The sequence below is a fragment of the Microbacterium kyungheense genome (assembly GCF_006783905.1).
Classification (GTDB): Bacteria; Actinomycetota; Actinomycetes; order Actinomycetales; family Microbacteriaceae; genus Microbacterium; species Microbacterium kyungheense.
Window position 1 is genome coordinate 1085253 of record NZ_VFPE01000002.1, and the last position, 24208, is coordinate 1109460.

Annotated in this window: 22 protein-coding genes; all 22 read left to right on the forward strand. The window is 71.6% G+C overall.

All coding sequences use genetic code 11. The features are described from left to right. Window positions 1-81: 81 nt before the first annotated feature. Window positions 82-1014 (forward strand): guanylate kinase, encoded by a 933-nt coding sequence (gene gmk / locus FB391_RS11835; protein ID WP_141894557.1) that lies wholly within the window; start codon window positions 82-84, stop codon window positions 1012-1014. A gap of 9 nt (window positions 1015-1023) precedes the next feature. Continuing rightward, entirely contained in the window at window positions 1024-2061 is a 1038-nt protein-coding gene (locus FB391_RS11840; RefSeq protein ID WP_141894558.1) for a DUF4037 domain-containing protein, read from the forward strand. 91 nt (window positions 2062-2152) lie between these two features. Beyond that, the gene (gene rpoZ / locus FB391_RS11845; protein ID WP_018170775.1) at window positions 2153-2407 is read left to right on the forward strand and encodes a DNA-directed RNA polymerase subunit omega; all 255 of its coding nucleotides are present in this window, start codon (window positions 2153-2155) and stop codon (window positions 2405-2407) included. Window positions 2408-2501: 94 nt separating this feature from the next. Next, a complete protein-coding gene (gene metK / locus FB391_RS11850) occupies window positions 2502-3695 on the forward strand; it encodes a methionine adenosyltransferase (protein ID WP_141894559.1) in 1194 nt (397 codons plus the stop codon). A gap of 19 nt (window positions 3696-3714) precedes the next feature. After that, window positions 3715-5736, forward strand: coding sequence for a primosomal protein N' family DNA-binding protein (locus FB391_RS11855; protein ID WP_246093490.1), 2022 nt, complete (start codon window positions 3715-3717; stop codon window positions 5734-5736). Between the two features lie 30 nt (window positions 5737-5766). Next, on the forward strand, window positions 5767-6687 hold the full coding sequence (gene fmt, locus FB391_RS11860) for a methionyl-tRNA formyltransferase (RefSeq protein ID WP_141894560.1): 921 nt from the start codon (window positions 5767-5769) through the stop codon (window positions 6685-6687). Then, the gene (locus tag FB391_RS11865) at window positions 6684-8054 is read left to right on the forward strand and encodes an RsmB/NOP family class I SAM-dependent RNA methyltransferase (RefSeq protein WP_141894561.1); all 1371 of its coding nucleotides are present in this window, start codon (window positions 6684-6686) and stop codon (window positions 8052-8054) included. The genes fmt and FB391_RS11865 overlap by 4 nt, the downstream gene beginning before the upstream one ends. Before the next feature lie 54 nt (window positions 8055-8108). Continuing rightward, window positions 8109-8804: a ribulose-phosphate 3-epimerase gene (rpe, locus tag FB391_RS11870; RefSeq protein ID WP_141894562.1), complete on the forward strand. Its 696-nt coding sequence runs from the start codon at window positions 8109-8111 to the stop codon at window positions 8802-8804. A 46-nt stretch (window positions 8805-8850) separates the two neighbouring features. Then, on the forward strand, window positions 8851-9372 hold the full coding sequence (locus FB391_RS11875; protein ID WP_141894563.1) for a hypothetical protein: 522 nt from the start codon (window positions 8851-8853) through the stop codon (window positions 9370-9372). 112 nt (window positions 9373-9484) lie between these two features. Then, window positions 9485-9748 (forward strand): phosphoribosyl-ATP diphosphatase, encoded by a 264-nt coding sequence (locus FB391_RS11880; protein WP_141894564.1) that lies wholly within the window; start codon window positions 9485-9487, stop codon window positions 9746-9748. A 43-nt stretch (window positions 9749-9791) separates the two neighbouring features. Then, window positions 9792-10634, forward strand: a complete 843-nt coding sequence (hisG, locus tag FB391_RS11885) for an ATP phosphoribosyltransferase (RefSeq protein WP_141894565.1) — start codon at window positions 9792-9794, stop codon at window positions 10632-10634. Continuing rightward, window positions 10634-11407 carry an imidazole glycerol phosphate synthase subunit HisF gene (gene hisF, locus FB391_RS11890; protein ID WP_141894566.1) on the forward strand — a complete coding sequence of 258 codons (774 nt, stop codon included), beginning with the start codon at window positions 10634-10636 and terminating at the stop codon, window positions 11405-11407. The genes hisG and hisF overlap by 1 nt, the downstream gene beginning before the upstream one ends. Next, window positions 11404-11769, forward strand: a complete 366-nt coding sequence (gene hisI / locus FB391_RS11895; protein WP_141894567.1) for a phosphoribosyl-AMP cyclohydrolase — start codon at window positions 11404-11406, stop codon at window positions 11767-11769. Before hisF ends, hisI begins: the two co-directional genes overlap by 4 nt. Next, on the forward strand, window positions 11766-12377 hold the full coding sequence (locus tag FB391_RS11900; RefSeq protein ID WP_141894568.1) for a Trp biosynthesis-associated membrane protein: 612 nt from the start codon (window positions 11766-11768) through the stop codon (window positions 12375-12377). The genes hisI and FB391_RS11900 overlap by 4 nt, the downstream gene beginning before the upstream one ends. A gap of 66 nt (window positions 12378-12443) precedes the next feature. Further along, window positions 12444-12674 carry a DUF6704 family protein gene (locus FB391_RS11905; protein WP_141894569.1) on the forward strand — a complete coding sequence of 77 codons (231 nt, stop codon included), beginning with the start codon at window positions 12444-12446 and terminating at the stop codon, window positions 12672-12674. Window positions 12675-12676: 2 nt separating this feature from the next. Next, entirely contained in the window at window positions 12677-13453 is a 777-nt protein-coding gene (trpC, locus tag FB391_RS11910) for an indole-3-glycerol phosphate synthase TrpC (RefSeq protein ID WP_141894570.1), read from the forward strand. Continuing rightward, window positions 13450-14715 (forward strand): tryptophan synthase subunit beta, encoded by a 1266-nt coding sequence (trpB, locus tag FB391_RS11915; protein WP_141894571.1) that lies wholly within the window; start codon window positions 13450-13452, stop codon window positions 14713-14715. Before trpC ends, trpB begins: the two co-directional genes overlap by 4 nt. Next, window positions 14712-15521 (forward strand): tryptophan synthase subunit alpha, encoded by an 810-nt coding sequence (trpA, locus tag FB391_RS11920; RefSeq protein WP_141894572.1) that lies wholly within the window; start codon window positions 14712-14714, stop codon window positions 15519-15521. The genes trpB and trpA overlap by 4 nt, the downstream gene beginning before the upstream one ends. 65 nt (window positions 15522-15586) lie before the next feature. Beyond that, window positions 15587-16558 (forward strand): prolipoprotein diacylglyceryl transferase, encoded by a 972-nt coding sequence (gene lgt / locus FB391_RS11925; RefSeq protein WP_141894573.1) that lies wholly within the window; start codon window positions 15587-15589, stop codon window positions 16556-16558. A gap of 76 nt (window positions 16559-16634) precedes the next feature. Continuing rightward, on the forward strand, window positions 16635-21239 hold the full coding sequence (gene gltB, locus FB391_RS11930; protein WP_141894574.1) for a glutamate synthase large subunit: 4605 nt from the start codon (window positions 16635-16637) through the stop codon (window positions 21237-21239). Further along, complete coding sequence (locus tag FB391_RS11935; RefSeq protein WP_141894575.1) at window positions 21232-22698, forward strand: glutamate synthase subunit beta; 1467 nt, start codon at window positions 21232-21234, stop codon at window positions 22696-22698. The genes gltB and FB391_RS11935 overlap by 8 nt, the downstream gene beginning before the upstream one ends. Window positions 22699-22744: 46 nt before the next feature. Beyond that, entirely contained in the window at window positions 22745-24193 is a 1449-nt protein-coding gene (pyk, locus tag FB391_RS11940) for a pyruvate kinase (protein ID WP_141894576.1), read from the forward strand. The last annotated feature ends 15 nt before the right edge of the window (window positions 24194-24208 follow it).

A 24208-nucleotide genomic window follows, 5' to 3' on the forward strand; every position in this document is an offset into this window, starting at 1 on the left:
AGAGCCGCGCACCCTTCCGCCGGACCCGACCGGCTCGATGCGCACATTCAGAGCTCGCCCATCTCTACCGTGGTGATTGACATGCCCGATTCACGCACCCCCGAAAATGGCGTTTCGCCACATACTCCAGCCCGGCCGCCCGAGGTCGACCGGGTGGCGGCATCACGTCGCGCCGTCGCAGCGCGACGCGAACGCGCCGCCCTCAAGAAGGACGTCGCGATGCGCGTCATCACGCCGCAGGAGCTCCTGCGGCGTGCGCTGGCCGACCCGTCGTCGCCTGCCGGCGCGATGCGCGTGCCGGAGTTCCTGACCGCGATCCCCGCCATCGGCGAGGGCAAGCGCGACCGTATCCTCCACGACCTCGAGATCTCGCCGGTGAAGCGCCTCGGCGGGCTCGGCTCGCGTCAGCGCGAAGAGCTGCGCGCGTTCCTCGACGCGCGGTGGCCGGAGCTCGAGCCGCGCGGCGGCCGCAGCCGCCTCGTCGTGCTGGCAGGCCCCACCGCCGTCGGCAAGGGCACGGTGGCGGCCTACATCAAGGAGCACCACCCCGAGATCCTGCTGTCGGTGTCGGCGACGACCAGGGCGCCGCGTCCGGGCGAGGTGGACGGGGAGCACTACTTCTTCGTCGATGACGCCGAGTTCGACCGGATGATCGACGACGGCGAGCTGCTCGAGCACGCGACCGTGCACAACGCGTACCGGTACGGCACGCCGCGCGGCCCGATCGAGAAGGCGCTCGCCGAGGGCCGCACCGTGCTGCTCGAGATCGACCTGCAGGGCGCCCGCCAGGTGCGCGACGCGGATCCGTCGGCGACGCTCGTGTTCCTGCTGCCGCCGAGCTGGGACGAGCTGGTGCAGCGCCTGGTCGGCCGCGGCACCGAGGACGCGCCCGAGCGCGCCCGCCGCCTGCGCACGGCGAAGACGGAGCTCGCCTCGCAGGGCGAGTTCGACTTCCGCGTCGTGAACGACGACGTCGCCCGCGCCGCCGACGAGGTCGCCCGCCTCACCCGCTAGGCTTCGGCGGTGCCATCCGACGAGGACCATGACGGACGCCGGCTCGCCGAGCGCTACTTCGACGAGGTGGTGCGCCCGCTCGTCGCGGCGCGGTGGCCGGGGCTGCCCGTCGCTGCGGGACGCCTCGGCGCAGGGTCCGACGTGCTCGGACTCGACGACGCGACCTCCCGCGATCACGACTGGGGCCTCCGGCTGAGCCTCTTCGTCGACGAGACGCTCGTCGACGACGTGGATCGGGCACTGGCAACCGATCTCCCGGACGTCGCGTTCGGGCTGCCCACGCGGTTTCCGTTCACGGGCGAGGTGGTCGCCCGGCACCACGTCGAGGTCGCATCGCCGCGCCCGTTCGCCGTGGCGCGGCTCGGTTTCGACCCCACCGAGCCCATCTCAACGGCGGACTGGCTGTCCGTGAGCGGGCAGGCCGCGCTCGAGATCGTCGCCGGCCCGCTGTTCGCCGACGAGACGGGCGAGCTCACCCGCATCCGCACGGTGTTGCGGCAGTACCCCGACGACGTGCGCCGTCACGTCGTCGCCGTCGGGTGGCAGCAGATCGCCGAGGAGCTGCCGCTGCTCGGTCGCACCGCGCAGGTCGGCGACGATCTCGGATCGCGCATCATCGCCGGCCGCATCGCGGGCACCGTCGTGCACCTCGCCTTCGTCATCGCGCGGTCCTGGATGCCGTACGCGAAGTGGAGCGGGACGCTGCTGCGCCGGCTGCCGGGCACGGATCCGCTGACCGCAGCACTCGACGCCGCACTGCGCGCGGCCGACGGCACGCAGCGCCAGGCGCTGCTCTCGGACGCCCTCGAGGCGCTCCTGGATCTGCAGCGGGCGGCCGGTCTGCCCGCGACGCCCCCGGCGACCGAGGCGTTCTGGGATCGCCCGTTCCGCCATCCTCGCGCCGAGATCGCCGAGCGCCTGCGCGCAGGGATCACGGATGCCGGCGTCCGCGCCCTGGCGCCGGGCCACGGCTGCATCGAGCAGCGGACCTCCGACGTCGCGATCCTCACGGATCCGGCCGCTCGCCGCGCGATCGCCGCGGCGTGAAGCGCCCGCGTCGCCGACCGGGTAGACTGGTCGGATGCGTCCGCGCGCGGCTTGCGCGCGCCCACAGACACCGTCAGACCAGGAGGTTCCCATGGCCGGAACGAACCAGGGCATCATCGAGCCCCCCATCGACAGCCTGCTCGAGAAGGTCGACTCGAAGTACCAGCTCGTGATCTTCGCGTCCAAGCGCGCGCGTCAGATCAACGACTACTACTCCGACCTGCACGAGGGAAACCTCTTCGACAACGTCGGGCCGCTCGTCGACTCGACCGTCGAAGACAAGCCGCTGACGATCGCGATGCACGAGATCCACGAGGACAAGCTGCGCCTGCGTCGCGCGGAGTAATCCCCGTTACGACCGATATGCCCCCGAGGACGGCGATGTCCGCTCTCGGGGGCATACTGGTGTCCGCCCCCGGACCACGACTACTGGAGTATCGATGACCGACCTGCGCCTGTTCACGTCCGAGTCCGTGACGGAGGGCCACCCCGACAAGATCTGCGACCAGATCTCGGACTCGATCCTCGACGCGATCCTCACGGCCGACCCGGACGGCCGCGTCGCCGTCGAGACGCTCGTGACCACGGGCCTCGTGCACGTCGCCGGCGAGGTGTCGACCTCGGCGTACGTCGAGATCCCCGCCATCGTGCGCGACGTCGTCAACCGCATCGGCTACACCTCCAGCGACACCGGCTTCGACGGCGATTCGTGCGGCGTGAGCGTGTCGATCGGCGCACAGTCCTCCGACATCGCCGCCGGCGTCGACAAGGCGTTCGAGCGCCGCGAGGACGGTTCCGAGGACCCGCACGACCTGCAGGGCGCGGGCGACCAGGGCATCATGTTCGGTTACGCGACGACCGAGACGCCGCAGCTCATGCCGATGGCCGCATGGACCGCGCACCGCATGGCAGAGCGTCTGTCGGCTGTGCGCCGCTCGGGCGAGCTGCCGTTCCTGCGCCCCGACGGCAAGACCCAGGTGACGCTCGGGTACGACGGCGACACGCCCACGACGGTCGACTCCGTGGTGCTGTCGACCCAGCACCACCCCGACATCTCGCAGAAGGCGCTGCGCGCCGCGGTGCGGGCCGAGGTCATCGACCCCGTGCTCGAGGCCACGGGCCTCGACACGTCGGACGTGAAGTTCTACATCAACCCCGCGGGCCCGTTCGTGATCGGCGGCCCCAAGGGCGACGCCGGTCTCACCGGCCGCAAGATCATCATCGACACGTACGGCGGCGCATCCCGGCACGGCGGCGGCGCCTTCAGCGGCAAGGACCCGTCGAAGGTCGACCGCTCCGCCGCCTACGCCATGCGCTGGGTCGCGAAGAACGCCGTCGCCGCCGGACTCGCCGACCGTCTTGAGGTGCAGGTCGCGTACGCGATCGGCAAGGCCAAGCCGGTGGGTCTGTACGTCGAGACGTTCGGCACCGGGCGCGTGGCCGACGACGTCATCACGCGGGCGATCCTCGACGTGTTCGATCTGCGCCCCAAGGCGATCATCGAGCAGCTCGATCTGCTGCGTCCGATCTACGCCCAGACGGCGGCGTACGGGCACTTCGGCCGCGAACTGCCCGACTTCACGTGGGAGCGCACCGACCGCGCCGACGCGCTGCGCGCGGCCGCCGGGCTCTGACACGGGCCGCGTGAGGGCGGTGCCAGGGGAGGCACTGGGCGGCGCCGACACGGCGCCCGCCCCGATCCGTCGCCGCCGTGTCGCGCGCGTGCTGCTGGACTCGCCGCTGCCCCAGCTCGACCGCCTGTTCGACTACGAGATCCCCGGCGAGCTCGCGGACGAGGCGCTGCCGGGCGTGCGGGTCCGGGTGCCGTTGCGCAGCGCGGGTCGCGTGATCGACGGATACCTCGTCGAGCTGGGCGAGCCGGATGCCTCGGACCGGCCGCTCTCAGAGCTCGAGGCCGTCGTCTCGCCGATGCCGGTGCTGACGCCGCGCCTCTACGCGCTCGCACGGCGCGCCGCCGACCGCGCGGCGGGTTCGGCGGGCGACATCCTGCGCCTCGCGATCCCCAAGCGCATGGTGCGGGCCGAGAAGGCCTGGCTGGCCGCCGATCCGCCGACGCGCCCGGAGCTCCCGCCCGAGGCGGAGGCCTGGGCCGACGGGATCCTCGCCGAATACCCCGGGTTCGGCGACGCGCTCGCCCAGAGCGCCCGCCTCGCCGTCGACGCACCCCCGCAGCCCGCCCGGCTCGCCGACGGGACGCCCGTGGGAGCGTGGGCGGTGCTGCTGGCGGCCGCCGCGGTGCGGACGCTGGCCGATGGGCGCAGCACGATCATCGCCGTGCCCGACCACCGCGACCGCGCGCAGCTCGAGGCCGCGCTGCAGGAGTGGGTGCCTGCCGACGCGCTCGTGCGCGACGATGCGAAGCAGAGCGGGCCGGCGCGCTATACGGCGTTCCTGCGCACGTTGGCCGACGCCCCGTGCGTCGTGATCGGCAACCGGTCCGCCGTCTACGCCCCGGTCGCCGACCTCGGCCTCGTCGCGCTGTGGGACGACGGCGATCCGCTGTTCGGCGAGCCGCTCAGCCCCGGTGTGCACGCGCGCGATGCGGCGCTGCTGCGACAGGAGCTCGATGGCGGGGCCCTGGTGTTCGCCGGCCACACGCGCACGAGCGACGTGGAGCGGCTCGTCGCCCTCGGGTGGGTGCGCGACCTTCCGGCGGCGCGGCGACGCAGCCCGCGTGTCGTGCTCACGGCCCACCGCGAGGGCGAGTCGCGCGCGTCGCGGGTGCCGTCGGCCGCCTTCGCGGCCGCGCGCGAGGCCCTGGCCGAGGGGCCGGTGCTCGTGCAGGTGTCGCGCCCCGGCTACGCGCCGGTGCTGGTGTGCGCGACGTGCCGGCATCCCGCACGCTGCCCCCACTGCGGCGGCCCCCTGCACGCCGCCCGCCATGGCGCGGTACCCGCCTGCACGTGGTGCGGACGCGCGGCCAACGCCTGGGCGTGCGCGGAGTGCTCGTCGACCATGCTGCGCATGGCCTCCTCGGGCAGCGAGCGTACGGCCGACGAGCTCGGCCGCGCGTTCCCCGGCACGCGCGTCGTCGTCGCCGACGGCGACCATCCGGTGGCGACCGTCGACGAGCGCCCGGCGCTCGTGGTCGCCACCCGCGGCGCCGAACCGCTCGCGAGCGGCGGGTACCGGGCGGTCATCCTGCTCGACGGAGACCGGATGCTGATGGCCGACGACCTGCGGATCGGCGAGTCGTGCCTGCGGTGGTGGTCGAACGCCGCCGCGCTGGCCGCACCCGGCGCTCCGGTGCACCTCGTCGGCGTCGGCGGCGAGGTGGCCCGCGCGCTGGCGACGTGGACGCAAGCCGCGTACGCGCGATCAGAGCTCGCCGATCGCGCGCCGCTGCGCATGCCCCCCACGGTGCGGGTCGCCGCCGTGGACGGCCCCCGCCGCGCCGTGGACGCCGCGCTGGACGACCTGCGCCGCGCGGTTCCCGAACTGGATGCAGAGGCCGTGCTGGGCCCGCTCGCGCGCGGCGACGGCGTGCGGGCGCTCGTTCGCTTCGAGTACGGCTTGGGCGCCCGCGTCACCGAGAATCTGCGCGCGTCGGTGGTGAGTCAGGCGGTCAAGGGCCGCCGGCCGTCGAAGGGACGCCCCGCGGGCGCCGCCAATACACTGAAGGTGCGGGTCGACGTGCCCGACCTCGATCTCTGATCCTCTCGAACGCCACAGATCTGGAGCCCCATGCGCCTCGTCTTCGCCGGCACTCCCGCGCCGGCGGTCCCGTCGCTGCGGCGGCTCGCGGCATCCACCCATGACATCGCCGCCGTCATCACGCGTCGCGACGCGCCGCTGGGCCGCAAGCGCGTCCTCACGCCGTCACCCGTGGCGGCGGCGGCCGAAGAGCTCGGGCTTCCCGTGATCCGCGCCGACCGCCTGGACGACGACGCGACCGCCCGGATCACCGCCCTGCGGCCGGAGCTGGGTGTCATCGTGGCGTACGGCGGCCTGGTGCGCGAGCCCCTGCTCTCGGCCCCCGCGCACGGCTGGATCAACCTGCACTTCTCGCTGCTGCCGCGGTGGCGCGGCGCTGCGCCCGTGCAGCACGCCCTGATCGCGGGGGATGCCGTCACCGGCGCGAGCGTCTTCCAGCTGGTGCCGGAGCTCGACGCGGGCGCCGTCTTCGGAGAACTCGCGATGGACGTCCCCGCGGACGCGACAGCCGGCGACCTGCTGGGCGCACTCGCGGAGGACGGCGCCGGCTTGCTCGCCGACGTCGTGGCCGGCATCGCCGCGGGCACCGCCGTGGCGCGGCCGCAGGAGGGAGAGCCGACGTACGCAGCGAAGCTGGGGGACGACGACGGACGCATCCGCTGGAACGAGCCCGTCGAGGCCGTCCTCGGCCGGATCCGCGGCGTCACACCCGAGCCCGGCGCCCACACGACGATCGACGGCGCTCGCCTGAAGGTGCTGGCCGTCGCCTCCGCGCCCGCCGATGCGCCCGCGCTCGCGCCCGGGGAACTGGCGCTGCACGCCAAGCAGGTGCTGGCCGGCACGGCCTCTGCATCCGTCGTGCTCGAGACCGTGCAGCCCGCGGGCAAGGGAGCGATGCGCGCCGCCGACTGGTGGCGCGGGCTGCGCGACGCGCCGGTGGCCGGATCATGAGCCGCACCGTCGCCGCGCGCCGCATCGCCTACGAGACGCTGCGGGCCGTGCACGAGTCCGACGCATACGCCAACCTGCTGCTGCCGACCGCGATCGCCCGTGCCGAGCTGTCGCCCGCCGACGCCGCCCTGACGACAGAGCTCACGTACGGCACCCTGCGCCGTCAGGGCACGTATGACGCCGTCATCGCCATCGCCGCCGACCGGCCCGTCGCCAGCATCGACCCGGCCGTGCTCGACGCCCTGAGGCTGGGCGTCCATCAGCTCCTGTCCACGCGCGTCGCCTCGCACGCGGCGGTCAACGAGTCCGTCGAGCTCGCACGCTCGGCCGGCGGCCGCGGCGCCGCGGGGTTCGCCAACGCCGTCCTGCGCCGCGTCTCGCGCGACACCCCCGGCGACTGGATGACGCACGTCGCCGCCAGCGCCCGCTCCGACGACGAGCAGCTCGGCCTCCTGTTCTCGCACCCGGTGTGGGTGGTGCGCGCGTTCCGCCGGGCGCTGGCCGCCGAGGGGCGCGCCGATGAGCTGGAAGCGCTGCTCACCGCCGACAACGCGTCGCCCCGGGTCACGATGGCGGCGCTCCCCGGTCTCGCCGATGCCCCGGACGACGCGAGGCGGACGCCGTTCTCGCCGATCGGCTTCCGGCTGGGCGGGGGAGACCCCGACCAGACCGTGCGAGGCTCCGGCGGCCGGATCCGCGTGCAGGACGAGGGCTCGCAGCTGGCGGCGCTGGCGCTGACCCGCGCCCTGCCCGTGGCAGAAGGCGAACGCTGGCTGGACCTGTGCGCGGGCCCCGGCGGCAAGACGGCGGTGCTCGCGGCCGAGGCGCTGGCGCACGGCGCACGGCTGGAGGCGAACGAGATCTCGCCCGCGCGCGCGGGACTGGTGCGCCAGGCGATCGCCGGCGTCCCCCTCGATGTGCTGGTGTCAGAAGAGGACGGCCGCGCACGGGCGGAGGCCGCGCCGGGAGCGTACGACCGCATCCTGGTCGACGCGCCGTGCACAGGACTCGGCGCGCTGCGGCGGCGCCCCGAGGCCCGCTGGCGGAAGTCTCCGGGCGACGTGCCGGCGCTCACGACGCTGCAGCGCGAACTGCTGACGGCCGCCGTCGGTGCTCTGAAGCCCGGCGGGGTCGTCGCGTACGTCACGTGCTCGCCGCACCTGGCCGAGACGACGGCGGTCGTGGCCGACATCCGCCGCGAATGGGGCGAGGCCCTGGAAGAGCTGTCGGCGCGCGAGGTCATCACGTCACTCGCGGACTCCGACCCCGCGCTTCCGCCGCAGGCCGACGGCAGCGGGCGCGCCCAGCTGTGGCCGCACCGCCACAACACGGACGGCATGTCGATCTCGCTGCTGCGGCGCGTCTGAACCCGCGCGGACCGGCACCCGCGGCGTCCGCAGCCGCTCGACCATAATGGACGCGTGCCCCCGACCTCCGAGACCGGCCGCGACGACGGCATCCGCATCAATCCCAGCATCCTCGCTGCGGACTTCGCGAACATGCAGGCAGAACTCGCCCGCATCGCCACGGCGGACTTCGTGCATGTCGACGTGATGGACAACCACTTCGTCCCCAATCTCACCTTCGGGCCGCAGATGGTCGAGCGCGTCCAGGCGACGAGCCCGGTGCCGCTGGACGTCCATCTGATGATCACCGATCCCGACCGGTGGGCACCCGGTTATGCCGAGATCGGCGCAGCGTCGGTCACGTTCCACCTCGAGGCCGCCACCGAGCCGGTCGCACTGGCCCGCCGTCTGCGTGACATCGGCTCGCGGGCCGGGGTGGCCGTGAAGCCGGCGACTCCGGTCGAGAGCCTCTTCGATCTGCTGGACGACTTCGATCAGATCCTCGTGATGACCGTCGAACCGGGCTTCGGCGGTCAGTCCTTCATGCCCGAGACGATGCCCAAGCTCCGCCGGCTCGCCGACGAGGCGCGCCGGCGCGGGTCGTCGGTGTGGCTGCAGGTCGACGGCGGGATCGGCGAGTCGACGATCGCGCAGGCCGCCGAGGCCGGTGCCGACACGTTCGTCGCGGGTTCGGCGGTCTTCGGCGCCGGCGACCCCGCCCACGCCATCGCCGGCCTCCGGGCAGCCGCAGCCGCGCACCACATCCACTGAACCGGGCCGCCGGTCCTCCGGCGCGGCCCAGGACGCGAGGGAGAACATGTCCGACGACGACGAGACTCCGACGCCGAGCGCCCGTCGCGGCCTGAATCGCATCCTCGACGCGTACAGCGGAGAGCACGCGGTCTACGGCCTGGTCCTGGTCACGGCCCTCGTCGCCGTCGGCTGGGAGGAGGACACCGACTTCGAAGTGCTGCTGTTCGTCGTCGGCACCGTGGTCATCTTCTGGCTCGCCCACATCTACGCCGCCGTCGTCGCCAGCCGCGCCGAGCATCCCGCCAAGCCGATGCCGGCCGCCATCGGCGACGGGGCACGCCACGCGTCGGGGATGCTGGTGGCGATGCTGGTTCCCGCGGCTCTGCTGCTGCTGGGCACCGTGGGCCTGGTCGAGGAGTACACCGCGTACTTCCTCGCCCTCGCGAGCGGCATCGTGATGCTCGCGGTGATCGGGTATGCCAACGCCGCCCGCAACGGCAGCTCGTGGCCCTGGCGCATCGCGGGACTGGTCGCGACGACGCTGCTGGGCATGCTCGTCATCGGGCTGAGCATCCTGGCGCACTGACCGGCTGCGCCGCGACGCCGAGGGCTGTCGCGCGGGCGCCGTGCGCGGTCACGCGCAGGGGCCCGGCGTCACGCGGCGCCTGGACGCCCCGCCGGTTCGATACCCTGGCATGGTGAAGACGTTCGATGCCCTGTTCGCCGAGCTGACCGCGAAGGCGGTCGAGCGCCCCGAAGGCTCGGGCACCGTCGCAGAGCTGGACGCCGGCGTGCACACGATCGGCAAGAAGATCGTCGAAGAGGCCGCCGAGGTGTGGATGGCCGCCGAGTACGAGTCGACGGATGCCGCGGCCGAAGAGATCTCGCAGCTGCTGTACCACCTGCAGGTGCTGATGCTCGCGAAGGGTCTGAGCCTCGAGGATGTCTACCGACATCTCTGAGCCCCCGCTCCGACCCCTCAAGCTCCCATCGAAAGAGACGCGAATGCTGCGCATCGCCGTGCCGAACAAGGGATCGCTGGCCGAGACCGCCGCTGAGATGCTCGCCGAGGCGGGCTACACCGGTCGCCGCGACCCGAAAGATCTCCACGTCATCGACCCCGCCAACGAGGTCGAGTTCTTCTACCTCCGTCCCAAGGACATCGCGACGTACGTCGGCTCGGGTGCGCTCGACGTCGGCGTCACCGGTCGCGACCTGCTGCTGGACGCCCGGATGCCGGGTGCCCGCGAGATCGAGAAGCTCGGGTTCGCGGCATCCACATTCCGCTTCGCCGCCCCCGCCGGCCGGTTCGCCGACGTCGGCGACCTGGATGGCGTGCGCATCGCGACGTCGTACCCGGGCCTGGTCGACGCGTTCCTCGACGAGCACGGCGTCGCTGCCGACCTCGTGCCGCTGGACGGCGCGGTGGAGTCCGCCGTCGAGCTGGGCGTCGCGGATGCCATCGCCGATGTCGTCGAGACCGGGACGACGCTGCGCCAGGCGGGGCTCGAGGTGTTCGGGCCGGTGATCCTGAGATCCGAGGCCGTGCTGATCGGCGCCCCGACCGAGGCGGAGGGGACCGAGACGCTGCTGCGGCGACTGCGCGGCGTCATGGTGGCCCGCAGCTACGTCATGGTCGACTACGACCTGCCTGCCGACCTCGTCGATGCGGCCGTCGCGATCGCTCCGGGCGTCGAATCGCCCACGATCTCGCCGCTGCGCGACCCGAAATGGGTCGCGGTGCGGGTGATGGTCGCCCGCAAGGGCGTCAACCAGGTGATGGACGCGCTGTACGCGATCGGCGCCCGCGCGATCCTCGTCACCGCGATCCACAACGCGAGGCTCTGATGTCGCTCGTGTGCCGGGTGATCCCGTGCCTGGACGTGGCCGCCGGCCGCGTCGTGAAGGGCGTCAACTTCCAGAACCTGCGCGACATGGGGGACCCCGTCGAGCTCGCCCGCGAGTACTTCCGCCAGGGGGCGGACGAGATCACGTTCCTGGACGTCACCGCGACCGTCGACGAGCGCGCCACGACGTACGACGTCGTGCGGCGCACCGCCGAAGAGGTCTTCATCCCGCTCACCGTCGGCGGGGGAGTCCGCAGTGCCGACGACGTGGCCCGCCTGCTCGCCGTGGGCGCCGACAAGATCGGCGTGAACTCGGCCGCCATCGCGCGCCCGCCGCTGCTCGACGAGATCGCCGACCGCTTCGGCGCGCAGGTGCTGGTGCTGTCGCTCGACGTCAAACGGTCGCCCGAGACCGTCTCGGGCTTCGTCGTCACCACGCACGGCGGACGCACCGAGACCGAGCTCGACGCGCTGGAGTGGGCCCGTGAGGCGATCGAGCGCGGAGCCGGCGAGCTCCTCGTGAACTCCATCGACGCCGACGGCACCAAGGAGGGCTTCGACCTCGAGCTCGTGAGCCTCATGCGCGAGGTGTCGAGCGTGCCCGTGATCGCCTCCGGCGGCGCCGGGCGCGCCGAGGACTTCGGCCCCGCGATCGAGGCCGGCGCGGACGCCGTGCTGGCGGCATCCGTCTTCCACTCCGGTCAGCTCACGGTGGGCGACGTCAAGCGCTCCCTGCTGGCCGACGGCATCCCGGTCCGTGAGGTGACGGCATGAGCGAGACGGTCGACGAGCGCATCGCGCGCGTGACGTTCACCGGCGACGGCCTCGTCGCCGCGATCATCCAGCAGTGGGACACCCGTGAGGTGCTCATGCTCGGATGGATGGATGCCGAGGCCCTGCGCCGCACCCTCACCGAGGGCCGCGTGACCTTCTGGTCGCGGTCGCGGCAGGAGTACTGGCGCAAGGGCGACACCTCCGGGAACATCCAGCTCGTCCGCGGAGCCCGGCTCGACTGCGACGGCGACGCCGTGCTCGTGGAGGTGGAGCAGGTGGGGCCGGCGTGCCACACCGGGACCCGCACGTGCTTCGACGCCGACGACCTCGAGGCCACGCGCGGACCGGAGCTGCCGGCGTGACGCGCCGCGCACGACTGCTGTCGGTCGTCGTCATCGTGCTGTGCGGTGCGATCGGCGTCATCTCGTCGACGCAGACGTGGCTGACGGTCGAGCTCGCCGACGGCGCGCACCACACGCTCGAGGTGCCCGGTGCGTCCGCGGTGCCGGTGCTCGCCCCCCTGAGCCTCGCCGTCCTCGCGCTCGGCGCCGCGCTGTCGATCGTGGGGCTCGTGCTGCGGTACGTCTTCGGTGCGCTGGCGATCCTCGTCGGCGGCACGCTGGCCTGGCTCACCGCGCGGGTCGCGTTCGAGCACCCGGTGTCGGCGGTGGCCTCGGTGGTCACCGAATCCACCGGCATCGCCGGCCAGAAGTCGGTCGCTCAGCTCATCGCCACGATCAGCGCATCCGGCTGGCCGGCCGTCACGCTGGTCGTCTGGGCCGTGCTGATCGTCGCCGGGGCCTTCGTCCTTGCGACCGCACGCCGCTGGTCCGGGACCGGCCGCCGGTACCGCACCGAGGACGCCGCGCGCCCCACCGCCCCGGCGGGACCCCGACCCCACGACGCCGCCGGATCGCACGCCATCGACGACTGGGACGACCTGTCGCGTGGCGAGGATCCGACCGCCTGACCGCTAGACTGGCGGCATCCCGCGCACCCCTGGCTTGATGCCTGCCCGGAACCACAAGGAGACACCATGAGCAACAACATCGGCGACCCCGGCCACGGACACTCGCCCGCCGCCTGGACGACCGTGGTGATCATGCTCGTGGCCGTCGCCCTCGGCACGCTGTTCTTCTTCCTCGACATGCCCGTCCTCGTGTGGGCGTCTGCGGCCCTGCTCGTCGTCGGCCTGATCGTGGGCTGGGCCATGGGCAAAGCCGGCTACGGCGTCAACGGCTCGAAGTACGTCGCGAAAGAGCACTGAGCGTGCTGGCCGATCTGACGGCCGGCGCGGTTGAGGACGCCGAGGCACGCGCCTCGGAGCGGCCGCTGGCGGCCGTGGAGGCCGCGGCCCTCGCGCAGCGCCCTGCTCTGGACGTGCTCTCCGCCCTCGCCCCCGCCGATCGCGTGAAGATCATCGCCGAGGTCAAGCGCGCGAGTCCTTCGCGCGGCGATCTCGCCGACATCCCCGATCCCGCCCTGCAGGCCCGCCGCTACGAAGAGGGCGGAGCATCCGCCATCTCGGTGCTCACCGAAGGCCGCCGGTTCAAGGGCAGCCTCGCCGACCTCGAAGCCGTCAAGGCCGCCGTGTCGCTGCCGGTGCTGCGCAAGGACTTCATCGCCACCGAGTACCAGGTGCTCGAAGCCCGTGCGTCCGGCGCCGACCTCGTGCTGCTCATCGTCGCCGCCCTCGAACAGGATCTGCTCCAGCGGCTGCACGCGCTCGTGCTCGAGCTCGGGATGACCCCGCTGGTCGAGACGCACTCCGCCGACGAGGTCGACCGCGCGGCCGATCTCGGTGCCCGGCTGGTCGGCGTCAACGCGCGCGACCTGTCGACGTTCCAGCTCGACCGCGACCTGTTCGGCCGGCTGGCCGACCGCATCCCCGGGGGAGCGGTGAAGATCGCCGAGTCCGCGGTCCTCGCTCCCGCCGATGTCGCGCACTACCGCGCGGCCGGCGCCGATGTCGTGCTCGTCGGCGAAGCCCTCGTGACGAACGACCCCGTATCCACCCTGCGCGCATTCCTGGAGGCCGGCGAATGAGTCTTCGCGAGGCATCCGGACCCTTCTTCGGAGAGTTCGGCGGCCGCTACATGCCCGAGTCGCTCATCGCGGCGATCGACGAACTGACGGCGGAGTACGAGGCCGCGAAGGCCGACCCGGAGTTCCAGGCGGAGTTCGTCCGGCTGCTGCTCTCGTACGCCGGACGCCCGTCGCCGATCACCGAAGTGCCGCGGTTCGCCGAGCACGCCGGTGGTGCGCGCGTGTTCCTCAAGCGCGAGGACCTCAACCACACCGGGTCGCACAAGATCAACAACGTCCTCGGGCAGGCGCTCCTCACGAAGCGGCTCGGCAAGACGCGTGTCATCGCCGAGACCGGCGCCGGTCAGCACGGCGTGGCCACCGCGACCGCTGCGGCCCTCTTCGGCTTCGACTGCACGATCTACATGGGCGAGGTCGACACCGAGCGGCAGGCCCTCAACGTCGCCCGCATGCGCCTGCTCGGCGCCGAGGTCGTGCCGGTCAAGACGGGCTCGCGCACGCTGAAGGACGCGATCAACGACGCCTACCGCGACTGGGTCGCGAGCGTCGAGACGACGAACTACATCTTCGGCACCGCGGCCGGGCCCCACCCGTTCCCCGCCATGGTGCGCGACTTCCAGAAGGTCATCTCCGAAGAGGCGCGCGGCCAGCTGCTCGAAGAGGCCGGGCGGCTTCCCGACGCCGTGCTGGCGTGCGTCGGCGGCGGCTCCAACGCGATCGGCATGTTCGACGCCTTCCTCGACGACGAGGGCGTCCGGCTCTACGGCGTGGAGGCGGCGGGCGACGGCGTCGACACCCCCCGGCACGCGGCATCCATCGAGCGCGGTCGTCCCGGCGTGCTGCACGGTGCGAAGACCTTCGTGCTGCAGGACGAGGACGGCCAGACGATCGAGTCGCACTCGATCTCGGCCGGTCTCGACTACCCGGGCGTCGGTCCCGAGCACTCGTGGCTCGCCTCGATCGGGCGCGCCGAGTACATCCCCGCCACCGACGACGAGGCCATGCAGGCGCTGCGCCTGCTGTCGCAGACCGAGGGGATCATCCCCGCCATCGAGTCCGCCCACGCCCTCGCGGGCGCCCTTCGCATCGGCCGCGAGCTCGGCACCGACGCGATCCTCGCCGTGTGCCTGTCGGGTCGCGGCGACAAGGACATGGACACCGCCGCCCGCTACTTCGGGCTCTACGACAAGGGCGCGGACGCGGCGGCCGCCGCGAGCGCACCTCACGACGACGCCGCGCACGGCGAGGGGGAGAAGCTGTGAGCTCGCGCTCCGCCGATTCACGGGTCGCCGCGGCGATCGAGTCCGCCCACGCCGCTGGACGCGGTGCGTTCGTCGGCTACCTGCCGCTCGGATTCCCCGACCTGCAGACCAGCATCGACGCCGCCGTCGCCCTCGCTGAGAACGGCGCCGACATCCTCGAGCTCGGCCCGCCATACTCCGATCCGGTCATGGACGGCACGGTCATCCAGGAGGCCACGCAGGCGGCCCTCGCGGGAGGATTCCGGCTGCGCGACACGTTCACCGCCGTCCGCGAGATCACCCGCCGCGTCGATGTCCCGGTGCTCGTCATGACGTACTTCAACCCGGTGCTGCAGTACGGGGTGGACCGGTACGCCGACGATCTGCTCGCCGCCGGCGGCGCGGGTCTCATCACGCCGGACATCACGCCCGAAGCGGCGGCCGAGTGGATCGCCGCGAGCGAGCGCACCGGGCTCGACCGCGTCTTTCTCGCTGCACCGACGTCGACGGACGACCGTCTGGACCTCATCGTCCGCAACTCGACCGGCTTCGTGTACACCGTCTCGACCATGGGGATCACCGGCGAGCGTGCCGAACTGGATGCCGCAGCCCGGACCCTCGTGGCGCGTCTGCGCGCGCACGGCGCCCAGCACGCGTGCGTCGGCATCGGCATCTCCAACGCCGAGCAGGTGGCGGGCGTGCTCGAGTACGCGGACGGCGCGATCGTCGGGACGGCCCTCGTCCGGGCGCTCCGCGAAGGCGGCCTGGACGGGCTCGCCGACACCGCACGGACCCTCGCCGCGGGCACAGTCCGCCGCGCGAACTAGACTTCTCAGGTCGGCGCCGGGCGCCGGCATCCCACGCACGGATCCAGCAAGGACACGGTTCTCCCATGATCAACGCCGCCGCGAGCGTCGTCGCCAGCATCCCGAGCCCGTCGATCAGCTACTTCGACATCGGCCCCCTGCGGATCCACATCTACGCGCTGTGCATCATCGCGGGCATCATCGTCGCGGTGCTGTGGACGAACGCCCGGCTCACCAAGCGCGGCGCAGAGCCGTGGGTCGTCATCGACATCGCCCTGCTCGCCGTGCCGCTCGCGATCATCTGCGCGCGCATCTACCACGTGCTCACACACTGGGGCTTCTACTTCGGCGAAGGCGCGAACCCGCTGTCGGCGCTGTACATCTGGGAGGGCGGCATCGCGATCTACGGCGCCCTCATCGGCGGCGCGATCGGTGCGTGGCTGGGATGCCGGTGGACCGGCATCCGCTTCTGGACCTTCGCCGACGCGCTCGCGCCCGGCCTGCTGCTCGCCCAGGCGATCGGCCGCTTCGGCAACTGGTTCAACCAGGAGCTCTTCGGCTGGCCGACCGACGCCCCGTGGGGACTGGAGATCGACTACCCGAACCCGGCGTGGCCGATCGGTCTGCCCGAGGGGACGCTCTTCCAGCCCACGTTCTTGTACGAGGTCATCTGGAACGTCCTGGGCGTGCTGGTCATCGTGTGGGTCGGGCGCCGGTTCCGCCTGCAGTGGGGCCGCCTGTTCGCCGTGTACCTGGTCTGGTACAGCGCGGGCCGCATCGTCTGGGAGTCGATCCGGATCGACCCGAGCGAGATCTACCTTGGCCTGCGCAGCAACGTGTGGGCGGCGATCTTCGGAGTGGTGCTCGGCATCGTGATCTTCTTCGTCCAGAAGCGCCGCCACCCGGGCCTCGAGCCGTCGCCCTATGTGTCCGGCCGCGAGTGGACCGCCGGACAGGCTGTACAATCGCAGAACACCGACGACTTCGTCGACGTCAGCGAACCCCCGACGTCCGAGGCCGAAGGGGCTACCGCCACAAGCACTCCTGCCAGCAAATAACGCTCCGCTCGTTCCCGAGCGAGCGTTCCAGGGCCGACGTCGTCCCATCTTGACTATCAACGTGAGGACGGTAGGTATGGCTTCGAGCCCCCGTCACGGCGCCGCCCAGCAGGCGCCCACCCCCGCTTCGTCCGGCCGCGCCGGATTCCCGACCAAGCAGGGGATGTACAACCCCGCTTTCGAGAAGGACGCGTGCGGCCTGGCGATGGTCGCCACGCTCCGCGGCGAGGCCGGGCACGACATCATCGATCTGGCGCTGACGGCGCTGCGCAACCTCGAGCACCGCGGCGCCATCGGCTCCGACGCCGGCACCGGCGACGGCGCGGGGATCCTGACGCAGATGCCCGACGCGTTCCTGCGCGCGGTGGTCGGGTTCGACCTGCCGCCGGTGGGGGAGTACGCGGCCGGCATGGCGTTCCTGCCGCGCGACGCCGACGAGCGCGCCGCTCAGAAGGGCGGGATCGAGCGGATCGCCGCATCCGAGAACCTCACGGTCCTCGGCTGGCGCGAGGTCCCGACGGCCGACGACAACCTGGGAAAGCTCGCCTTCGAGGCCCGCCCGGCCTTCGAGCAGCTGTTCGTGTCGCACCCCGCCGCGGGCGGTACGCCCGCCCTGTCGGGCATCGCGCTGGACCGCCGCGCCTACCGGCTGCGCACGCGGGCCCGCAACGAGCTGGACGCGTACTTCGTGTCGCTGTCGGCGCGGACCCTCGGCTACAAGGGCATGGTCACGACGCTGCAGCTCGAGCCGTTCTACCCGGACCTGTCGGACGAGCGCTTCGCCTCGGAGCTGGCCGTCGTGCACTCGCGGTATTCGACAAACACCTTCCCGTCGTGGCCGCTCGCACAGCCGCTGCGCATGCTCGCCCACAACGGCGAGATCAACACCGTCGGCGGCAACCGCAACTGGATGCGGGCCCGCCAGTCGCAGCTGCAGTCCGAGCTGCTCGGCGACATCCGGCCGCTGCTGCCGATCTGCACCGAGGGCGCGAGCGACTCGGCCTCGTTCGACGAGGTCCTCGAGCTCCTGACGCTCACGGGTCGCAGCCTGCCGCACGCGATCATGATGATGGTGCCCGAGGCGTACGAGAAGCAGGCCGACATCAGCCCCGAGCTGCGGGACTTCTACGACTACCACTCCATGCAGATGGAGCCCTGGGACGGTCCCGCCGCCCTCATCTTCACCGACGGCACCTCGGTCGGCGCGACGCTCGACCGCAACGGGCTGCGCCCCGGCCGCTGGACCGAGACCACCGACGGCCTCGTCGTGATCGGCAGCGAGACGGGCGTGCTGGACTTCGAGCCCGAGCGCATCAAGCGCCGCGGCCGCCTGCGCCCGGGCCGGATGTTCCTCGTCGACACCGCGCAGCGGCGCATCATCGAGGACGACGAGATCAAGCAGCAGCTGGCGACGCTCCAGCCATGGGGCCTGTGGATGCGGCAGCGTCTGCAGCTGTCGGAGCTGCCTGAGCGCGAGCACATCGTGCACCCCATCGCCTCGATCACCCGACGTCAGCGCACGTTCGGCTACACCGAGGAAGAGGTCAAGATCCTCCTCACCCCGATGGGCCAGACCGGCGCCGAGCCGCTCGGCGCGATGGGCAGCGACACCCCCGTCGCCGTGCTGAGCGAGCGTCCGCGGCTGCTCTTCGACTACTTCACGCAGCAGTTCGCGCAGGTGACCAACCCGCCGCTGGACTCGATCCGCGAAGAGGTGGTCACGAGCCTGCGCACCGGCATCGGCCCCGAGCGCAACCTGCTGTCGGCCGGTCCCGACCACGCGCGCCAGATCACGATCGACTTCCCGGTGCTCGACAACGACGAGCTCGCGAAGATCCAGAACATCGAGCGCACGATGCCCGGACGCCGCGCGGTCACGATCCGCGGGCTGTACCACTTCGACGCCGGGCCCGGCACGATGAAGGCGCGCATCGACGAGATGTGCGACGAGGTCGACGCCGCGATCGCCGACGGCGCGGAGTTCATCATCCTGTCGGACCGCGACTCCAACAAGGACCTCGTCCCGATCCCGTCGCTGCTCATGGTCTCGGCGGTCCACCACCACCTCATCCGCCAGCAGAACCGCATGAAGGTGGGGCTGCTGGTCGAGGCGGGCGATGTGCGCGAAGTGCACCACGTCGCGACGCTGCTCGGCTACGGCGCGTCCGCGGTGAACCCGTACCTCGCTATGGAGACCGTCGAGTACCTCGTGCGCTCGGGCTTCATCACGGGCATCACGCCCGAGAAGGCCGTCCGCAACGTGATCTACGCGCTCGGCAAGGGCGTGCTGAAGATCATGTCGAAGATGGGCATCTCGACCGTGTCTTCCTACACGGGCGCGCAGGTGTTCGAGGCGGTGGGCCTGTCGCAGGAGTTCGTCGACGCGTACTTCACCGGCACCGAGTCCAAGCTCGGCGGCATCGGCATCGAAGAGGTCGCCGCCGAGAACCAGGCGCGCCACGACTTCGCCTACCCGGAGGATGCCGCGGTCCGCGCGCACGAGCGGCTCTGGACCGGTGGCGAGTACCAGTGGCGGCGGGACGGTGCACCGCACCTGTTCAACCCCGACACCGTCTTCCGGCTGCAGCATTCGACGCGCACGCGCCGCTACGACATCTTCCGCGAGTACACCAAACTGGTCGACGACCAGGCGAACGAGCTGAAGACGCTCCGCGGCCTGTTCGCGCTCAAGACCGAGGGGCGCGCCCCTGTCCCGATCGACGAGGTCGAGCCGGTGTCGTCGATCGTGAAGCGGTTCTCGACCGGTGCGATGAGCTACGGCTCGATCTCGCGCGAGGCGCACGAGACGCTGGCCATCGCCATGAACCGGATCGGCGGCAAGTCCAACACCGGTGAGGGCGGCGAAGACGTCGAGCGGCTGCTCGACCCCGAGCGTCGCAGTGCGATCAAGCAGGTCGCGTCGGGCCGGTTCGGCGTGACGAGCCTCTACCTCACCGAGGCCGACGACATCCAGATCAAGCTCGCCCAGGGCGCCAAGCCCGGTGAGGGCGGGCAGCTGCCTCCGACCAAGGTGTACCCGTGGATCGCGCGCACGCGCGGCGGCACGGCAGGCGTGGGACTCATCTCGCCGCCGCCGCACCACGACATCTACTCGATCGAGGACCTCAAGCAGTTGATCTTCGATCTGAAGCGCGCCAACCCGGGCGCTCGCGTGCACGTGAAGCTCGTGAGCCAGTCCGGCATCGGCGCGGTCGCCGCGGGCACCGCCAAGGCGCTGGCCGACGTCATCCTCGTCTCGGGGCACGACGGGGGAACGGGCGCGAGCCCGCTGAACTCCCTCAAGCACGCGGGCACCCCGTGGGAGCTGGGTCTCGCCGAGACCCAGCAGACGCTCATGCTCAACGGCATGCGCGACCGCGTGGTGGTGCAGGCCGACGGCCAGCTCAAGACCGGTCGCGACGTCATCATCGCCGCTCTCCTGGGCGCCGAGGAGTACGGCTTCGCGACGACGGCGCTCGTCGTCGAGGGCTGCGTCATGATGCGCGTCTGCCACCTCGACACGTGCCCGGTGGGCGTCGCCACGCAGAACCCCGTGCTGCGCGCGCGCTTCTCGGGCAAGCCCGAGTTCGTCGTGAACTTCATGGAGTTCATCGCAGAAGAGGTGCGCGAGTACCTCGCCGAGCTCGGCTTCCGCACGCTCGACGAGGCGATCGGCCGCAGCGACCTGCTCGACGTCGACGGCGCGGTCCGGCACTGGAAGGCGAGCGGTCTCGACCTCACGCCCGTGCTGCAGGGACCGCAGTTCGCCGAGGACGAGCCGCGCCGCAACACGACCGCCCAGCTCCACGAGCTCGACGAGCACTTCGACGTCGGACTGCTCGAGCGGGCGCAGGACGTGATCGCGAACGGCGGCCAGGTCACGATCGACCTGCCGATCCGCAACACCGAGCGCGCGGTCGGAACGCTCCTCGGGCACCATGTCACGAAGGCGCACGGCGCGAACGGCCTGCCCTCGGGCAGCATCGTGGTGAACCTCACCGGCTCGGCCGGGCAGTCGTTCGGGGCGTTCATGCCCGCCGGCATCACGCTGCGTCTCGAAGGCGACTCGAACGACTATGTGGGCAAGGGCCTGTCGGGCGGCCAGATCGTGGTCCGTCCGCCGCGCGGCGCGACCTTCGACGCGTCGAAGAACGTGATCGCCGGCAATGTGATCGGCTACGGCGCGACTCAGGGCACCATGTTCCTGCGTGGTGTCGTGGGCGAGCGGTTCTTCGTCCGCAACTCGGGCGCGACGGCCGTCGTCGAGGGCGTGGGGGACCACGCGCTGGAGTACATGACCGGCGGGCTCGCCGTGATCCTCGGCGCCACCGGCCGCAACCTCGGCGCCGGCATGTCCGGCGGCACCGCGTACATCTACCGTCTCGACAGCAAGCTCGTGAACCGGGAGGCCCTGGCCTCGGGCGAGCTCGAGCTCGGCGCGCTCGGATCGGGCGACGCCGAGATCCTGCGCGATCTGCTCGAGCAGCACGTCGCCGAGACCGATTCGACTCTCGCCCGTGCCCTCCTCGACGACTTCGAGGCGGAACGCGAGAACTTCGTCCGGGTCCTGCCGCGCGACTACGCCGCGGTGCTGCAGACCCGCCAGGAGGCAGTCGCCCAGGGGCTCGACCCCGACGGCGACGTCGTCTGGAACCGCATCCTGGAGGTGACGGGTGGCTGACCCGAAGGGCTTTCTCAAGGTCACCGAGCGCGAGCTGCCTGCGCGGCGGCCGGTGCCGGTGCGCATCATGGACTGGAAAGAGGTCTATGAGCCGGGCGACACGGCGGTCCTGCGCCGGCAGGCCGGTCGCTGCATGGACTGCGGCGTGCCGTTCTGTCACAAGGGCTGCCCGCTGGGCAACCTGATCCCCGAGTGGAACGACCTCACGTGGCGCGGCGAGGGCCGCGCGGCGAGCGAGCGCCTGCACGCGACGAACAACTTCCCGGAGTTCACCGGGCGGCTGTGCCCCGCGCCGTGCGAGAGCGCGTGCGTGCTCGGCATCAACCAGCCCGCTGTGACGATCAAGCAGGTCGAGGTCTCGATCGCCGACGAGGCGTTCGCCAACGGGTGGATCGAGCCCGAGCCGCCGGGGCGCCTGACCGGCAAGACGGTCGCCGTCGTCGGCTCCGGTCCCGCCGGCCTCGCCGCGGCCCAGCAGCTCACGCGCGCGGGTCACACCGTCGCCGTCTTCGAGCGCGACGACCGCATCGGCGGACTCCTGCGGTACGGCATCCCGGACTTCAAGATGGAGAAGAAGCACCTCGAGGCGCGGCTTCGCCAGATGCAGGACGAGGGCACGCGCTTCCGCGCGGGCGTCGAGATCGGCAAGGACATCACGTGGGCCGACCTTCGCGCCCGCTACGACGCCGTCGTCGTCGCGACGGGCTCGACAGTGCCGCGTGACCTGCCCGTGCCCGGTCGCGACCTCGCCGGCGTGCACTTCGCGATGGAGTACCTCGTCGAGTCGAACAAGGCCGTCGCCGGTGACGCGGTCGCCAACCAGATCACCGCCGAGGGCAAGCATGTCGTCGTCATCGGCGGCGGCGACACCGGTGCCGACTGCATCGGAACCGCCCACCGTCACGGCGCGCTGAGCGTCACCAACCTCGCGATCGGCCGTCGCCCCCCGGGCGAGCGTCCCGAGCACCAGCCGTGGCCGATGGATGCCACGCTGTTCGAGGTCTCGTCGGCCCACGAAGAGGGCGGCGAGCGTGCCTACCTCGCGTCGACGGTCGAGTTCCTCTCGAACGGCGCCGGCGAGGTGCGCGCGCTGCGCGTGGCCGAGACCGAGTTCGTCGACGGCCGCCGCGTCCCCAAGAGCGGCACCGAGCGCGAGATCCCCGCGGACCTCGTGCTGATCGCGATGGGCTTCACCGGCCCCGAGCAGGCTCTCCTGGAGGAGCAGCTCGGCGCCCGGTTCACCGAGCGGGGCAACGTGCGCCGCGAGGACGACTACCAGACGACCGCCCCGGGCGTGTTCGTTGCCGGCGACGCCGGCCGCGGACAGTCGCTCATCGTGTGGGCGATCGCCGAGGGCCGAGCGGCTGCCGCGAGCGTCGACCGCTTCCTGATGGGCGAGACCGAGCTGCCCGAGCCGGTCCGTCCGACTGATATCGCCATCGGCCTGCAGCCCGCGTAGGCTGGCCGAGGCACTCGCCAATTCACCCAACCCGGAGAAACCACGGATGAGACGCGCCAAGATCGTCGCAACCCTGGGTCCCGCCACATCGACGTATGAGATGGTCCGCGCGATCATCGACGCCGGTGTGGATGTGGCCCGATTCAATCTGAGCCACGGGGACTACTCGGTCCACGACAACAACTTCGCCAACGTGCGCAAGGCGGCTGAGGACGCCGGTCGCGCGGTCGCCATCCTCGTCGACCTGCAGGGTCCGAAGATCCGCCTCGGCAAGTTCGAGAACGGCCCCCACGAGCTCGCGGTCGGCGACATCTTCAAGATCACCACCGAAGACATCCTCGGCACGAAGGAGATCGTCGGCACGACCTTCAAGGGTCTGCCGAACGACGTCAAGCCGGGCGACTTCCTGCTGATCGACGACGGCAAGGTGCGCGTCCAGGTCGTCGAGACCGACGGCACCGTCGTCACCACCAAGGTGATCGTCGCCGGCGCGGTCTCGAACAACAAGGGCATCAACCTCCCGGGCGTCGCGGTCAACGTGCCGGCGCTGTCCGATAAGGACGAGGACGACCTGCGCTGGGGTCTGCGCGCGGGCGCCGACCTCATCGCGCTGTCGTTCGTGCGCGACGCGAAGGACGTGCAGCGCGTCCACGTGATCATGGCCGAAGAGGGACGCCACGTCCCGGTCATCGCCAAGATCGAGAAGCCGCAGGCGGTCGACCACCTCGAAGAGATCATCGACGCGTTCGACGGCATCATGGTCGCTCGCGGCGACCTGGGCGTCGAGCTGCCCCTGGAGGCCGTGCCGATCGTCCAGAAGCGCGCGGTCGAGCTCTGCCGCCGCATGGCCAAGCCCGTCATCGTCGCCACGCAGATGCTCGAGTCGATGATCGAGAACCCCGTGCCCACGCGCGCCGAGACGAGCGACGTCGCCAACGCCGTCCTCGACGGCGCGGACGCGGTCATGCTCTCGGGCGAGACGAGCGTCGGCAAGTACCCGGTGACCGTCGTCGAGACGATGGCCCGGATCGTGGCCTCCACCGAGGAGCACGGGCTGGAGCGCATCCAGCCGCTCACGACCAAGCCCCGCACGCAGGGCGGCGCGATCACGCTCGCCGCGATGGAGGTCGCGGAGTTCGTCGACGCCAAGTACCTCTGCATCTTCACGGAGTCCGGCGACACCGCCCGCCGCATGTCGCGTCTGCGTCCGCGCATCCCGATGATCGGGTTCGCGCCTGAGCCGGCGATCCGCCGCCGCATGGCGATCACGTGGGGCGTGCAGTCGACCCTCGTCGAGCACGTCGCCCACACCGACCTGATGTTCATCCAGGTCGACGACTACCTGCTGTCGAACGACCTCGCGAAGGTCGGCGACAAGGTCGTCGTGATCTCGGGTTCCCCTCCCGGGATCATCGGCTCCACGAACGACATCCGCATCCACAAGGTGGGCGATGCGGTGCACGGCAAGGCGCCGATCTACCAGACACGAAGCTGATCCCTCCGGGATCCC